Below are 14,897 nucleotides of genomic sequence, written 5' to 3' on the forward strand. Positions count from 1 at the left end.
GGCGCGTCGCCTGGTGCAGCAGGCCCAGGTGCTGGCCGTGCCGGTGTTGGCGGCAGGCGCTGCACTGGCCGCCAATCAGTTTGTTCCCGGTCTTGTCGGCCAAGGCATCACCCTCGGCCTGTTCGTGGCGGTCGGGTTGTGGGGCCACAGCCGCTTGCGTGGCGAATTGCGGCGAATCGTTCGCGGTGCCGAAAACACCTTCTGCGATCCGATTTGCGCCCTGGCCTACAGCGACACCCTGGGCCCCGCCGCGCAGTTGCAGATGATCCTCATCAGCGAAGAAGCCCGGCTGAAAACCGCGCTGACCCGCCTCAGCGACCTCGCCAACCAGATGGCCCACGCCGCCAGCGATTCCAGCCGCCTCTCCGGCGCCACCGAATCGGCGCTGCTGGAGCAGCGCGCCGAAACCGACCAGACCGCCGCCGCCATGACCGAGATGGCCGCGTCCATCGCCGAGGTCGCCGCCCATGTGCAGCAGACCGCTGGCGAAGCCCACACTGCCAACCAGCTTGCCGACCAGGGCAGCCAGGTTGCCGGCACTTCGCGCCAGGCGATCCAGGTGCTGGCGTCCACCGTTACCCAGATCAATCAGGCGGTGGGCGAACTGGCCGGGCAGACCCAGGACATCATGTCCGCCGCAGGCGTGATCCAGGCGATTGCCGAACAGACCAACCTGCTGGCACTGAATGCCGCCATCGAAGCCGCCCGTGCCGGCGAGCAGGGCCGTGGTTTCGCCGTGGTGGCCGATGAAGTGCGTGCGCTGGCGGGCAAGACCCGGCAGTCGACCCAGCAGATCCAGGGCGTGATCGAAAACCTGCGCAAGGGCGCCGATGAAGCGGTGTCCATCGCCGACCTCGGTATCCGCGAGGCCGAGCAGGGCGTGGCCCAGGTGGTCGAGGCGCAAGAGGCGCTGCAGGGCATTCGCGTGGCGGTTGAGCGCATCACCGACATGACCCGGCAGATGGCCGCCGCTTCGCAGCAGCAATCCCATGTCGCCGAAGACGTCGCCTGCCAGATCAACAACGTCGCCGGCACCGTGCAGCGCACCGCCGACAACGCCAACGCGGCCGCCACCCGCGGCGCTGAATTGGAACATATTTCATCCGGCCTGCGTGCCTTGGTCGAACGCTTCAACCGATAGCCGTCGGACAGGTTTTATTTCATGGATGACAACTACCGCGCGGCCGTCGACGCGGCCGCGATCTTTTCCGAAACCGATCTGGCCGGGCGTATCACCTACGTCAACGATCAGTTCTGCACCATCTCTGGCTACAGCCGCGAAGAACTGCTGGGCGCCGACCACCGCATCCTCAATTCCGGCCAGCACGAGCCGGGGCTGTTTATCGACATGTGGCAGAGCCTGGCGGCGGGCGAGGTGTGGAAGGGCGAAATCTGCAACCGGTCCAAGGACGGCTCGCTGTACTGGGTCGACAGCACCATGGTGCCGCTGTTCGATCCGCTCAGCGGCGAGGTGTGCAAGTTCGTCTCGATCCGCTTCGATATCACCCAGAAACGCCAGTTGCTCCACACCTTGCAGTGGCGGGTCGGGCACGACGTGCTGACCGGTCTGCCTAACCGCTCATTGCTTGGCGACCTGCTCGGGCAGGCCATCGAACGTTCGCGCAACGACGATTCGGCGCTGGCGGTGTGCATGCTCGACCTCGACGGCTTCAAGGCGGTCAACGACGGCTATGGCCATGCCAGTGGCGACCTGTTGCTGGTGGAGGTGTCGCGGCGCTTGAAGCGCGTGTTGCGTGAGGGCGATGCGGTAGGGCGGTTGTCCGGCGATGAGTTCGTGCTGATCCTGGGTGATATTCAGGGCCTGCCGACCTTGCAGGGCGTGCTTGAGCGGGTGCTCAAGGCGATCGCCGCACCCTGTGTCATTCGCGGGCGGCCAATCAGTGTTAGCGCCAGCATCGGCGTGACCCTGTTCCCCAACGACAACGATGACGCCGACACCCTGCTGCGCCACGCCGACCAGGCCATGTACCTGGCCAAGCAACGGGGGCGCAATCGTTTTCACCTGTTCGACGTGTCGCTGGACCAGGAAGTCAAGGCCACTCACCAGACCGTGGAGCGCCTGCGCCGGGCGCTGCATAACGGCGAACTGTGCCTGTATTACCAGCCCAAGGTGAATATGCGCAGCGGCATGGTGGTGGGGTTCGAGGCGCTGTTGCGCTGGCGCCATCCCGTCCGCGGCGTGGTCGCGCCGGGCGAGTTTCTGCCGTTGGTGGAGCGCACTGACCTGATCGTCGATATCGGTGAATGGGTGATCGATGAAGCCCTGGCGCAGATGCAGCAGTGGCAGACGCAGGGTTGCCGTTGGCCGGTGAGCGTGAACATCGCCGCGCGGCATTTTCAGCGCACCGATTTTGTCGTCCGTCTTCAGCGTTTGCTGTCCCGCCATGCCACGGTGGCGCCGCAGATGCTCGACCTGGAAATCGTCGAGTCGGTGGCCATCGAGAATATCCAGCGGGTCTGCGAATGCCTGGAGGCGTGCCAGCGGCTGGGGGTGCGTTTTTCGCTGGATGACTTTGGCACCGGGTACTCGTCCCTGAGCTACCTCAAGCGCTTGCCGACCCAGACCATGAAAATCGACAAATCCTTCGTCCAGGACATTCTCCACGACCAGGACGACCTGGCCCTGACCCGCGCGGTGATCGGCCTGGCCCAGGCGTTTGGCCGGCAGGTGATTGCCGAGGGTGTGGAGACGGTGGCCCACGGCGAATGGCTGATGGAACTGGGCTGCGACGTGGCCCAAGGCTACGGCATCGCCCGGCCAATGCCGGCGCAGGAGGTGGTGGAGTGGGTGCGAGGATTCGTGCAGCCGCGGGAGTGGCGGGTGCGGGCGCGCGGGGCGGGGTGATTGTGGGCCTGTCTCGCGACGGTTCGGCGCGAGACAGGCCCACTCGGTGAACCTACATCTGCGGTGCGGTGTTCTTCACCACCGCCAATTCCGGATGCGCCACCAGTTTGTCGATATGCAGCTCATCGTTGTTCATCCAGGTCTCGGTCAGCACCCGGTAGTGCTCCATATCCCGGCAACGCATGCGCAGGCTGTAGTCGAAATGGCCGCTGATCAACTGGCACTCGAACACCTGCGGGCAGGCGCGCACGCAGGCTTCGAAGGCTTTTTGCGCAGCGCGGCCGCTCTGGTTGGACAGCGCCACCAGGACCAGCAGCGACAACCCCGGCGAGACCATCTGCACATCGATGATTGCGCCGTAACCGCGGATCACGCCGCGCCGTTCGAGCTTGCGCACCCGCTCCAGGCAGGGCCTGGGCGTCAGGTGGACCAATGACGACAGCTTCTCGTAGGTGATGCGCCCGTTGTGGCGCAGCACGTCGATGATCGCTTCGTCGATGCGGTCCAGCGGCGGCGCGGCGTGGGAGGAGTTGGCCTTGGTATCCATGGTGGCGTTGCTTCACTTCAAGCGGTTGGAAAGAAATTGCTGCAGGCGCTCGCTTTGCGGCTGGTCGAGAATCTGCGCGCTTCCCTGTTCTTCGACCCGGCCCTGATGCAGGAACAGCACCTGGCTGGACACCTGGCGGGCAAAGCCCATCTCGTGGGTGACCATGAGCATGGTACGACCTTCCTCGGCCAGCGTCTGTATGACCTTGAGGACTTCTCCTACAAGCTCTGGGTCAAGGGCTGACGTTGGTTCGTCGAACAGGATGATCTCCGGCTCCATCGCCAGCGCCCGGGCGATCGCGACGCGCTGTTGCTGGCCGCCGGAGAGGAACGCCGGGTACTGATCGGCGGCGCGGGCCGGCAGGCCGACCTTGTCCAGGTACGCGCGGGCGCGGGCCTCGGCGTCCTGCTGGCTGACCCCCAACACCCGGCGCGGCGCCATGGTGATGTTCTCCAGCACGGTCATGTGGCTCCACAGGTTGAAGTGCTGGAACACCATGGCCAGCCGCGTGCGCAGGTTCTGCAACTGTGCCGGGTGCGGGGCGCGGGCGCCGGCGCGGCCTTGGCGCATTTCGATGGTCTGGTCGTCGAGGGTGATGACCCCGGCGTCCGGCTGCTCGAGGAAATTGATGCAGCGCAACATGGTGCTTTTGCCCGAGCCGCTGGCGCCGATCAGGCTGATGACGTCGCCTTTGCGTGCTTGCAGCGAGACGCCCTTGAGCACCTCGTGATCGCCGTAGCTTTTATGCAGCGAGTCCACCGTCAGCTTGATCGCGGCGCTGGCAGCGGCGGCGACAGGTGGCGCGGCGAAGTCGGGTTGGATCGACAAGGCGTGTGCGGAAGTGGTCATGGGTCAGCCTCGGGAAGGAACGAGAAAACGCATCCAGCGTCGTTCAGCCAGGCGGAACAGCCCGACCAGTGCGAAGGACAGCAGCATGTACAGCAGGGCGGCGATGCCGAAGGCCTGGAACGTCAGGAAGGTCGCGGCATTGGCGTCGCGGGCGACTTTCAGGATGTCGCCGATGGTCGCGGTGAAGGCCAGTGAAGTCGCGTGCAGCATCAGGATCAGTTCGTTGCTGTAGGCCGGCAACGAACGCCGCAGAGCTGCGGGCAGCACCACGAACAGGTTGAGTTTCCAGCCGTGCAGGCCGTAGGCGTGAGCCGCCTCGATCTCGCCGTGGGGAATGTTGCGGATCGCCCCGGCGAAGATTTCCACGGTGTAGGCGCAGGTGTTGAGCACGAAGGCCAGCAGGGTGCAGTTCAGCGCATTGCGGAAGAAACGGTCGAGCATTTCGTGGTCGCGCACCACTTCCAGGCCGTAGAGCCCGGTGTAGCAGATCAGCAACTGGATATAGAGCGGCGTGCCGCGGAACAGGTAGGTGTAGAACTCCACCGGCCAGCGCAGCCAGAGCTTGCGCGAAACCCGCGCCAGGGCCAGCGGCAGCGACAGGAAAAAACCGACAACCATGGTCACCACGAACAACCACAGGGTCATGGCCAGTCCGGACAGGCCGGCGCCATCGTTGTACAGGTAGGCCAGGCCGTATTCCTGGATCAGTTCGATCATGACGTCAGCCCCTTGATGCCGGTGTTGTAGCGCCGCTCCAGACGTTTGAACAGGCGGTTGGAAAGGGTGGTGATCAGCAGGTAGACCAGCCCCGCGATAATCAGGAAATACAGAACGTTATTGGTGCTCTTGCCGGCGTTCTGCGCGGCTTTCACCAGGTCGGCGAGGCCGATGATCGACACCAGCGCGGTGGACTTGAGCAGCACCAGCCAGTTGTTGCCAAGTCCCGGCAGGGCGAAGCGCATCAGTTGTGGGAACAGCACCAGCCGGAAGCGCTGGGCGCGGCTCAGACCGTAGGCGGTGGCGGCTTCCAGTTGCCCGGCGGGCACGCTGAGGATTGCGCCGCGGAAGTTCTCGGTGAAATAGGCGCCGTAGATGAAACCGAGGGTCAGGACCCCGGCGGTGAACGGGTCGATCTCGAAGTAGCCCCAGCCCATCCATTCGGTGAAGTCGTTGAGCCAGATCTGGAAGGTGTAGAAGATCAGCAGGATCAGCACCAGGTCCGGCACGCTGCGGATCAGGGTGGTGTAGAGCGTCGCGGGAAGGCGCAGCAAGCGCAGTGACGAAAGCTTGGCACTGGCGCCGACCAGGCCGAGCACCAGGCTCAGGGCCAGGGACAGCAGCGCCAGTTTTACGGTCATCCAGGTACCTTGCGCCAACAGCGGGCCGAAGCCCTGCAGGCTCAAGGCCTGCAAGCCGACAGAGTGAAGGAAGTCGTTCACGGGGAAAATCTCGATGGGCACCAGCGCTGGCCCGGCATCGGCTGCCGGGCCAGCGACGGGGGGGTTACTCGTTGTAGATGTCCAGGTCGCCGACGTACTTCTGCTGGATCCTGGCGAAGGTGCCATCGGCCAGCACTGCGGCGATGCCCTTGTTGATCAGGGCCTTGAGCTCGGCGTCGTTCTTGCGCACGCCCATGGCGATGTCCAGCGGCAGGGTCGGGTCCTTGATCGCCGGGCCGCTCTGGAAGTCGGCGCCTTCAGGCTTGGTGAGGAAGTTGAGCTGGGCTTCGAGCTTGTCGGTGACAGTGGCGTCGAGGCGGCCGTTCATCAGGTCGGCGTAGTTCTGGTCCTGAGCCTGGTAGGCCTTGACCGTGGCCCCCAGCGGCGCCAGTTTGGCGCGGGCGTAGGCTTCCTGCAGCGAGCCTTGCAGCACGCCGACGGTCTTGCCTTTGAGCGATTCTGGGGTGTCGCCGAAACCGGCGCCCTTGCGGGTGATGACGGAGGTGGGGCTGAGGAACAGGCGGTCGCTGAAGTCGATCTGTTTCAGGCGGGCCGGGGTCACCGCCATCGACGACATGATGGCGTCGAATTTGCGCGCGCGCAGGGCCGGGATCATGCCGTCGAATTCGTTGTGCACCCAGGTGCATTTGACTTCCAGCTTGGCGCAGATCGCGTTGCCCAGCTCGATGTCGAAGCCTTGCAGGCTGCCATCGGCGGCGACGGATTCAAACGGTGGGTATTCGGGGAAAACGCCGAAACGGATTTCTTTCCATTCCTGCGCCTGGGCCACGCTGGCGCAGAGTGGCAGGAGCAGCACGCCGAGAAGCTTTCGCAGCGAAGTCATATGAGTGGATCCCTGTGTTTTGTAGTTGATGTAGGGCAGTAGAACGCTTCGTGGGCCTTGGCCTTGTGGTCTTGTCGTGACTCTTCGGTCGGGGCTCAGAATGCGCGATGACAGCGGTTTTTTTGTGTCGTTTGGGCCGGCGCTGGCTACCGGAATATGCTGTTAGTGCGGCTGCTCGCAGCCGATTCTGTCGAGGCGCCTCCTGTTTTGGCTTTGTCACAGCGTTTTCCGATCCGCTGCGCGCTGGGCGCAGCGGATTCGGTTGTGTCAGGCTCGTCGCTTCTGCACGTCGGCAACCGCCGGCTGAAGCAGGGCGTAGAGGTCTTTCGGGTTTTTCAGGTCCGGTACCAGGCCGATCTCGCTACCGATGTCCAGGGCCTTGGCTACGTCCAGCACATACCGCAGCGCCGAGTAGTCCTCGATGGCAAAGCCGACGGAGTCGAACAGGGTGACCTGGGCGGCGTTCTCGCGGCCGGCGATCTCGCCGTTCACCACCTGCCAGAACTCGGTCACCGGCGAATCCGCAGGCATCTGCTGGATCTCGCCTTCGATACGGCTCTGCGGTTCGTACTCGACGATCACCCGCGCGCGCTCGACGATGTCGCGGTGCAGTTCGGTCTTGCCCGGGCAGTCGCCGCCCACCGCGTTGAGGTGCATGCCCGGCTCGATCATCTCCGGGGTGAGGATGGTGGCGTAGGCCTTGTCGGCGGTGACCGTAGTGACGATGTCCGCACCGCGAACCGCTTCAGCCACCGAGCCGGCGATGACCAGGCGAATGCCTGGGTAGGCGGCGAGGTTGGCGGCCAGCTTGGCGGTGGCCTGCGGGTCGAGGTCGTACAGGCGGATTTCTTCGATGCCCAGCAGGGTGTGGAAGGCGATGGCCTGGAACTCGCTCTGCGAGCCGTTGCCGATCAACGCCATGCTGTGGCTGTCCGGGCGGGCCAGGTAGCGCGCGGCCAGGGCCGAGGTGGCGGCGGTGCGCATCGCGGTGGTCAGGGTCATTTCGCTGAGCAGCAGCGGCTTGCCAGTATCGACATCGCCCAGGGCGCCAAAGGCCATCACTGTGAGCATGCCGCGGTGGGTGTTCTTCGGGTGGCCGTTGACGTACTTGAAGGCATATAGATTGGCATCGGACGCCGGCATCAGCTCGATCACGCCGTCGGGGGAGTGGTTGGCCACCCGTGCGCATTTCTCGAAGTCATTCCAGCGCAGGTAGTCCTGGCGGATGTACTCGGCCATTTCTTCAAGGCAGGTGGTCAGGCCTTTGCGGGCAACCAGGCGGCTCAGGTCGGTAACGTCGATATAGCGGGTCATGATGCTCTCCTTCTTGTAGTCGGGATCAGTTGCGAACGGGCAGGTGGACTTCGGCGAGCATGCAGCGCGCGCTGCCGCCGCCGATGCGTTCGATATGGTCGATGTTCACCACCACCGGGTGGCTGTGGCGCTCGGCCTGGCGGCGTTGTTCGGCGCTTAGCGAATGCCAGGCGCTGCGCGACATCACCAGCAGCGGCTGGCCTTGTTTGTCGTGGACTTCGAGCATGTTGCCGGCGAAGCCTTCGAGCTGGTCGAAGTCCAGCGCCAGGATGTCCTTGCCGGTGTCGCGCAGGCTGTGTTCCAGGGCGCGGCGCTCGGCGGCGTGGGGCAGGGCATCGAGGCAGACCACGGAAAGGTTGCGGCCTACGCTCATCATCACGTTGCTGTGATAGATCGGTGACTGGTGGCGATCGACGGCATGGAACACGCAGAGGCGGTAGTCCATGTTCTCCGCGAACTGGCGCAGGGCCTCGCCATGGGTGCGCCCGGAGTGGCAGGCGTAGCTGATGCGGTTTTCGCGGTCCAGCACCATGCTGCCGGTGCCTTCGAGAAAGATGTTCTGCGCTTCCAGCGGGCTCAGGTCGAGGGTCTTGTGAATCGCGAAGCGCTCGCCGAGCACCTGCAGCACGCCCTTGTCACGCTCCAGTCGACGGTTCTGGCCTTCCATGGGATAGAGCACCAGGCTGCCGTCGGCATGGCTGCTCCACCAGTTGTTGGGGAAGATCGAGTCAGGGGTGTGCGGGGCCGGGGTGTCCTGCACCACCAGTACATCGACGCCATGCTGGCGCAGCGTATCGACATAGCCGTCGAATTCTTCCAGCGCTTTCTGCTGCGCTTGTTCCGGTTCCAGCACGGGCTTCTGGAAACGGTTGTTCACAGCGGTATCCGGGTTGAAGGCGAACCGCGCCGGGCGGATCATCAGGACGGTATTGGTGGTTTGCATCGGGGCACGCATCCAGGGGTTGGCAGTGCGTACATTGTGTTACCGATGGCTTTGCAATCCCGGCTGAAGCACGTCGGGCGCCCAGCCGGGAAAGCTGAAACGGGTGGTTTGGCAGCGGAATCGGCTGTGGTGGCTTAGTGGCCTTCGCGACGGATCGGCGTCCCTGTGGGAGCGAGCTTGCTCGCGAAGGGCTGCAAGGCAGCCCCAAAGGGCGGTGATAAAAAAACGGCACCGCGAAGGGTGCCGTTCTTTTGGAGCGCGCTACTGATTTACTTGTGCAGTTCTTCAGCCGCGTACAGGGTGTTCTCCAACAGGCAGGCGCGGGTCATTGGCCCGACGCCGCCCGGGACTGGCGTGATCCAGCCGGCGCGAGGCAGGGCGGTCTCGTAGACCACGTCGCCCACCAGCTTGCCATCTTCCTGGCGGTTGATGCCGACGTCGATGACGATGGCGCCTTCCTTGATCCACTCACCCTTGACCAGGCCCGGCTTGCCGGCGGCCACGACCACCAGGTCAGCGCGGCCAACGTGGCCGGCGAGGTCCTTGGTGAAACGGTGGGTGACGGTGACGGTGCAGCCAGCCAGCAGCAGCTCCATGGCCATCGGGCGGCCAACGATGTTGGAAGCGCCGACGACGACTGCATCCATGCCGTACAGATCCTGGCCGGTGCTTTGCAGCAGGGTCATGATGCCTTTTGGCGTGCACGGGCGCAGCAGCGGGATGCGTTGGGCCAGGCGGCCGACATTATAAGGATGGAAACCGTCGACATCCTTGTCCGGACGAATGCGCTCGAGCAGCAGCGAGGCATCCAGGTGAGCGGGCAGCGGCAGTTGCAGCAGAATGCCGTCGATGTTCGCGTCATTATTAAGACGGTCGATCAGATCGGTCAGGTCTTGCTGGGTGGTGTTGCTCGGCAGGTCGAAAGCCTGGGAGATGAAGCCGACTTCTTCGCAGTCTTTACGCTTGTGCGAAACATAGACTTGAGAGGCAGGGTCGTTGCCAACCAGGATCACCGCCAGGCCGGGAGTCCGCAGACCTTGCTGGCGACGTTCCACGACACGTTGGGCGATCTGCTGGCGCAGGCTGGCGGCGATCGCCTTGCCGTCGATAAGTTGTGCAGTCATGACGGGTGATTAACCATCGAGAGGGAAAAAAAGAGCGCGCATTCTCGCATGACCACGGCGCAGGGCAAAGGCGCTTGGTCCGGCAAATCCCCTAAGCCCTTAAATAAAATGAATTTTTTTGAAAAAAGAGTTGACGACCTTACCGGCCGTCTATAACATTCGTCGCACTTGTCGGGCAGGGCCTAGCACTGGTTAGCAAGGTCGGGCAGAATGAGCGGATTTGTTAGCTTGTTCGGTAAGGCTAAAAGTTAATTTGTAATCTTAAACGAAAGCAGATTAAATATGCGCCCGTAGCTCAGCTGGATAGAGCATCCGCCTTCTAAGCGGATGGTCGCAGGTTCGAGTCCTGCCGGGTGCGCCATACAAGGCAGCTTTGGCACAAGTAAAGCAGTAACGCAATATGGTGGGCGTAGCTCAGTTGGTAGAGCACAGGATTGTGACTCCTGTTGTCGTGGGTTCGATCCCCATCGTCCACCCCATATTCCAGAAGGCGCCTGATGAAAATCCGGCGCCTTTGCTTTAAAAGCGTTATGCGGACGTGGTGAAATTGGTAGACACACTGGATTTAGGTTCCAGCGGCGCAAGCTGTAAGAGTTCGAGTCTCTTCGTCCGCACCATCTTTAGTTTCGCCGCCTTCCGCTGAATGCCGCGAAACTTCAAAAAAAGGCCGCCTTGAGCGGCCTTTTTCTTTTTCCGTCCTTCGCTTCCTTTATTACTGCTGTTTGTTGCAGTTCCTGCCGGGTCCCATGACTAGCAAGACCTGAACAAAAGCTGATAGATTTCAGCCGGTTGATAAAATGCCGGTGAGTCGGCGGGCGGATGGAAAGATGATTGCGAAAGAGTCCCGGCAGGCTGTTGCGCTGGAGCGCTTCATTCAAGCCAATCCACAGTTGCTGGCGGAGATTGCCGCGCTAAGCGAGTCCGAGCAGCAGCAACAGATCCAGTGGGCATTTGAAGATGAAGCCCAAGAGCAGGGTATCGAGCCTTGGGAGCTGACCTTGCGTCTTGTCGCCGAGTCGCCAGAAGAGCTTCAGGTCATGCGCCTGGAAGTTCATCGCGAAGTGGCCGAGGCGTTGGGAATGAGCTGGGAAGAGTACTGCGATTTCAACGAGATCGATGGTCCTGCTTCCTGATACGTTGAATTGTTTCGCCGGAGAGTTGACGCAGATCCGCACAGGGCTTGCGAGTGGGGTGGAAGATCCCTGTTTCGCGGGCGTTGCAGGTCTGTTCCGCCGCTGTCCGGCCATTGTCGAAAATCATGAGAGCCGGCGCCATTTGCCTCCGGGTCGAACAGGGTGACTTCTGGTGTGTGAGCTACTAGAATGCTTGCCCTTGATTCTGGAGTCGGGTTTCGCCGGCTAACGTCTGTGCAACGAGGAATATCCATGCAAGTTTCTGTTGAAAATACTTCCGCTCTCGAGCGCCGCATGACTATCGGCGTTCCAGCCGAGCGCATCGAGACCGAAGTCAACAAGCGTCTGCAACAGACTGCCCGTCGCGCCAAGGTCCCAGGTTTCCGTCCTGGCAAGGTGCCAATGAGCGTGATCCGTCAGCGCTACGAAGATGCAGCCCGTCAGGAAGCCCTGGGCGACCTGATCCAGGCCACCTTCTATGAAGCTGTTGTCGAGCAGAAGCTGAACCCGGCTGGCGCCCCTGCCGTCGAGCCAAAAATCTTCGAAAAAGGCAAGGACCTGGAATACGTCGCCACTTTCGAAGTCTTCCCTGAGTTCACCGTTGCCGGTTTCGACTCGATCGCTGTCGAGCGCCTGAGCGCCGACGTGACCGACGCCGACCTGGACAACATGCTGGAAGTGCTGCGCAAGCAGAACACCCGTTTTGAAGTGGCCGAACGCGCTGCCCAGAACGAAGACCAGCTGAACATCGATTTCGTTGGCAAGATCGACGGCGAAGCCTTCGCTGGTGGTTCGGCCCAGGGTACCCAGCTGGTTCTGGGTTCCGGCCGCATGATCCCGGGCTTCGAAGAAGGTCTGGTTGGCGCCAAGGCTGGTGAAGAGCGTGTGCTCAACCTGACCTTCCCTGAGGACTATCAGAACCTGGACCTGGCTGGCAAAACCGCCGAGTTCACCGTTACCGTCAACAGCGTTTCCGAGCCGAAGCTGCCTGAGCTGACCGAAGAGTTCTTCGCCCAGTTCGGTATCAAGGAAACCGGTCTGGAAGGTTTCCGCACCGAAGTTCGCAAGAACATGGAGCGTGAACTGCGTCAGGCCATCAAGACCAAGGTCAAGAACCAGGTAATGGACGGCCTGCTGGCTGCCAACCCGGTCGAAGTGCCGAAAGCCCTGCTGGAAAACGAAGTGAACCGCCTGCGCGTTCAAGCCGTACAGCAGTTCGGTGGCAACATCAAACCTGAGCAACTGCCGGCCGAGCTGTTCGAAGAACAAGCCAAGCGCCGCGTCGTGCTGGGCCTGATCGTCGCTGAAGTGGTCAAGCAGAACGAGCTGAAGCCAGACGAAGATCGCGTTCGCGAGCTGATCCAGGAAATGGCTTCGGCCTACCAGGAGCCTGAGCAGGTCGTGGCTTGGTACTACAAGAACGACCAGCAACTGAACGAAGTTCGCTCGGTTGTGCTGGAAGAACAAGTTGTAGATACTGTCCTGCAGAAAGCGACTGTGACCGACAAATCGGTCTCGTACGAAGAGGCCGTCAAACCAGCACAGGCACCTGCCGACGCTGAGTGATTTCCTCCTTCGTAGGAAAACCCCACAAGCCAGCCTTCGCGCTGGCTTGTGCGTATTCAAGCCACGACTATTTGGGAGTGAGTGCAGGACATGTCCCGCAATTCTTATATTCAGCAGAGCTCTGACATCCAGGCCGCAGGCGGCCTGGTCCCGATGGTTATCGAGCAGTCCGCCCGTGGCGAACGTGCCTATGACATTTACTCGCGCCTGTTGAAGGAGCGTGTGATCTTCCTGGTGGGTCCTGTAGAGGACTACATGGCCAACCTGGTTGTGGCGCAACTGCTGTTCCTTGAAGCGGAAAACCCGGACAAGGATATCCATCTCTACATCAACTCCCCAGGCGGGTCGGTGACTGCCGGTATGTCGATCTACGACACCATGCAGTTCATCAAGCCGGACGTCTCGACTATCTGCATTGGCCAGGCCTGCAGCATGGGCGCCTTCCTGTTGGCGGCCGGTGCCGCTGGCAAGCGCCACTGCCTGCCAAACTCGCGGGTGATGATTCACCAGCCGCTGGGTGGCTTCCAGGGCCAGGCGACCGATATCGAGATCCACGCCCAGGAAATTCTCAGCATCAAGGCGCGCCTGAATGAGCTGCTGGCTCATCACACGGGCCAGGAGCTGGAAACCATCAAGCGTGATACCGAGCGCGACAACTTCATGAGCGCCTCGCGCGCAGCCGAGTACGGCCTGATCGACTCGGTCTACGACAAGCGGCAACTGGTGTCCTGATCCCGGGTCCCCAGAGCAGGTAGGCGCGGAAAGCGCCTACCTGCGGACTTGAAAAAGCCCGCAATTGCCTTCATCTTGTGTTGCAAGCCTACCGGATTGGATCGATCGAATGACTGACACCCGTAACGGCGAGGACAACGGCAAATTGCTCTATTGCTCCTTCTGCGGCAAAAGCCAGCATGAAGTGCGCAAGTTGATTGCCGGCCCCTCGGTATTTATTTGCGACGAGTGCGTCGACCTGTGCAATGACATCATCCGTGAGGAGGTGCAGGAAGCCCAGGCCGAAAGCAGTGCGCATAAATTGCCTTCGCCGAAAGAAATCAGCGGCATCCTGGACCAGTACGTCATTGGTCAGGAGCGTGCGAAAAAGGTTCTGGCTGTAGCGGTATACAACCACTACAAGCGCCTGAATCAACGTGACAAAAAGGGCGACGAGGTTGAACTGGGCAAGAGCAACATCCTGCTCATCGGCCCAACGGGTTCGGGCAAGACCTTGCTCGCTGAAACCCTCGCTCGTCTGCTGAATGTGCCCTTCACCATCGCTGACGCTACCACGCTGACCGAAGCCGGTTATGTGGGCGAAGACGTTGAGAACATTATTCAGAAGTTGCTGCAAAAGTGTGATTACGACGTAGAGAAAGCCCAGATGGGTATTGTCTACATCGATGAAATCGACAAGATTTCGCGCAAGTCCGATAACCCGTCGATTACTCGTGATGTTTCGGGTGAAGGCGTGCAGCAGGCCTTGCTCAAGCTGATCGAAGGCACCGTTGCTTCGGTTCCACCACAAGGTGGCCGCAAGCATCCGCAGCAGGAATTCCTGCAGGTCGATACGCGCAACATCCTGTTCATCTGTGGTGGTGCATTCTCCGGTCTGGAGAAGGTCATCCAGCAGCGCTCTACTCGCGGCGGTATCGGCTTTGGTGCTGAAGTCCGTAGCAAGGAAGAGGGCAAGAAGGTTGGCGAGTCGCTGCGTGAAGTCGAGCCGGACGATCTGGTCAAGTTCGGTCTGATTCCTGAGTTCGTCGGTCGTCTGCCAGTCCTGGCAACGCTTGACGAGCTGGATGAAGCCGCATTGATGCAGATTCTGACCGAGCCGAAGAACGCCTTGACCAAGCAATATGGCAAGTTGTTCGAGATGGAAGGTGTGGACCTCGAGTTCCGCAGCGACGCGCTCAAATCGGTTGCCCGCAAGGCACTGGAGCGCAAGACCGGTGCTCGTGGCCTGCGTTCGATCCTGGAAGGCATTCTGCTCGACACCATGTACGAGATTCCTTCGCAGAAGGATGTCAGCAAGGTGGTTATCGATGAGAGCGTCATCGAGGGTACTTCGCAGCCGCTGCTGATCTACGAGAACAGCGAGCCGCAAGCCAAAGCCGCGCCAGACGCCTGAGTCCGGCAACGCAGCGAAACATGCAAGGGGCCTACGGGCCCCTTTGCTTTTCCTGTTGCAGAGCTTGTTTTTTTCCGGGGCTGCCCCCACATTAACCCCAAGCTCAAATTTCCATCGGATTACGGCCATATGGCCGCTGTAGAGGCG

Annotated in this window: 14 protein-coding genes and 3 tRNA genes; 9 read left to right on the top strand and 8 right to left on the bottom strand. The window is 61.5% G+C overall.

Annotation, left to right across the window (positions count from 1 at the left end; all coding sequences use genetic code 11):
- Positions 1-43: 43 nt before the first annotated feature.
- Together HWV67_RS14065 and HWV67_RS14070 are read left to right on the top strand one after the other, a co-directional pair.
- Complete coding sequence (locus HWV67_RS14065) at positions 44-1,141, top strand: methyl-accepting chemotaxis protein (protein ID WP_371929309.1); 1,098 nt, start codon at positions 44-46, stop codon at positions 1,139-1,141.
- Between the two features lie 21 nt (positions 1,142-1,162).
- A complete protein-coding gene (locus tag HWV67_RS14070) occupies positions 1,163-2,866 on the top strand; it encodes a putative bifunctional diguanylate cyclase/phosphodiesterase (protein WP_175651660.1) in 1,704 nt (567 codons plus the stop codon).
- 52 nt (positions 2,867-2,918) lie between these two features.
- Here the strand turns inward: HWV67_RS14070 and HWV67_RS14075 are convergent, their stop codons facing one another.
- The 8 genes from HWV67_RS14075 to folD all read right to left on the bottom strand — a co-directional run bounded on the left by HWV67_RS14075 (position 2,919) and on the right by folD (position 9,926).
- Positions 2,919-3,413: an Lrp/AsnC family transcriptional regulator gene (locus HWV67_RS14075; RefSeq protein WP_095159149.1), complete on the bottom strand. Its 495-nt coding sequence runs from the start codon at positions 3,411-3,413 to the stop codon at positions 2,919-2,921.
- Positions 3,414-3,425: 12 nt separating this feature from the next.
- On the bottom strand, positions 3,426-4,262 hold the full coding sequence (locus HWV67_RS14080; RefSeq protein WP_256680114.1) for an ABC transporter ATP-binding protein: 837 nt from the start codon (positions 4,260-4,262) through the stop codon (positions 3,426-3,428).
- 3 nt (positions 4,263-4,265) lie between these two features.
- Positions 4,266-4,979, bottom strand: coding sequence for an ABC transporter permease (locus HWV67_RS14085; protein ID WP_110972870.1), 714 nt, complete (start codon positions 4,977-4,979; stop codon positions 4,266-4,268).
- Entirely contained in the window at positions 4,976-5,701 is a 726-nt protein-coding gene (locus HWV67_RS14090; RefSeq protein WP_175651661.1) for an ABC transporter permease, read from the bottom strand. Before HWV67_RS14090 ends, HWV67_RS14085 begins: the two co-directional genes overlap by 4 nt.
- A gap of 64 nt (positions 5,702-5,765) precedes the next feature.
- Positions 5,766-6,545 carry an ABC transporter substrate-binding protein gene (locus HWV67_RS14095; RefSeq protein WP_110972868.1) on the bottom strand — a complete coding sequence of 260 codons (780 nt, stop codon included), beginning with the start codon at positions 6,543-6,545 and terminating at the stop codon, positions 5,766-5,768.
- Between the two features lie 267 nt (positions 6,546-6,812).
- Positions 6,813-7,859, bottom strand: coding sequence for an ornithine cyclodeaminase (locus HWV67_RS14100; RefSeq protein ID WP_175651662.1), 1,047 nt, complete (start codon positions 7,857-7,859; stop codon positions 6,813-6,815).
- A gap of 25 nt (positions 7,860-7,884) precedes the next feature.
- Positions 7,885-8,802 (bottom strand): citrulline utilization hydrolase CtlX, encoded by a 918-nt coding sequence (ctlX, locus tag HWV67_RS14105; protein ID WP_175651663.1) that lies wholly within the window; start codon positions 8,800-8,802, stop codon positions 7,885-7,887.
- 269 nt (positions 8,803-9,071) lie between these two features.
- Entirely contained in the window at positions 9,072-9,926 is an 855-nt protein-coding gene (gene folD / locus HWV67_RS14110) for a bifunctional methylenetetrahydrofolate dehydrogenase/methenyltetrahydrofolate cyclohydrolase FolD (protein ID WP_110972865.1), read from the bottom strand.
- Between the two features lie 284 nt (positions 9,927-10,210).
- Here folD and HWV67_RS14115 point away from each other — a divergent pair.
- The 7 genes from HWV67_RS14115 (at position 10,211) to clpX (ending at position 14,750) form a co-directional block, all read left to right on the top strand.
- Positions 10,211-10,287 (top strand) — tRNA-Arg (locus HWV67_RS14115).
- A gap of 42 nt (positions 10,288-10,329) precedes the next feature.
- Positions 10,330-10,405 (top strand) — tRNA-His (locus tag HWV67_RS14120).
- A gap of 53 nt (positions 10,406-10,458) precedes the next feature.
- Positions 10,459-10,543: transfer RNA gene (locus HWV67_RS14125), tRNA-Leu, on the top strand.
- 210 nt (positions 10,544-10,753) lie between these two features.
- Complete coding sequence (locus tag HWV67_RS14130; RefSeq protein WP_175651664.1) at positions 10,754-11,059, top strand: DUF6388 family protein; 306 nt, start codon at positions 10,754-10,756, stop codon at positions 11,057-11,059.
- A gap of 252 nt (positions 11,060-11,311) precedes the next feature.
- Entirely contained in the window at positions 11,312-12,625 is a 1,314-nt protein-coding gene (tig, locus tag HWV67_RS14135) for a trigger factor (protein ID WP_175651665.1), read from the top strand.
- Between the two features lie 90 nt (positions 12,626-12,715).
- A complete protein-coding gene (gene clpP, locus HWV67_RS14140; protein WP_095159205.1) occupies positions 12,716-13,357 on the top strand; it encodes an ATP-dependent Clp endopeptidase proteolytic subunit ClpP in 642 nt (213 codons plus the stop codon).
- Between the two features lie 109 nt (positions 13,358-13,466).
- The gene (clpX, locus tag HWV67_RS14145) at positions 13,467-14,750 is read left to right on the top strand and encodes an ATP-dependent Clp protease ATP-binding subunit ClpX (protein WP_095159206.1); all 1,284 of its coding nucleotides are present in this window, start codon (positions 13,467-13,469) and stop codon (positions 14,748-14,750) included.
- Positions 14,751-14,897 lie beyond the last annotated feature (147 nt).

The organism is Pseudomonas sp. Marseille-P9899 (assembly GCF_903166565.1).
Lineage (GTDB): Bacteria > Pseudomonadota > Gammaproteobacteria > Pseudomonadales > Pseudomonadaceae > Aquipseudomonas > Aquipseudomonas huaxiensis.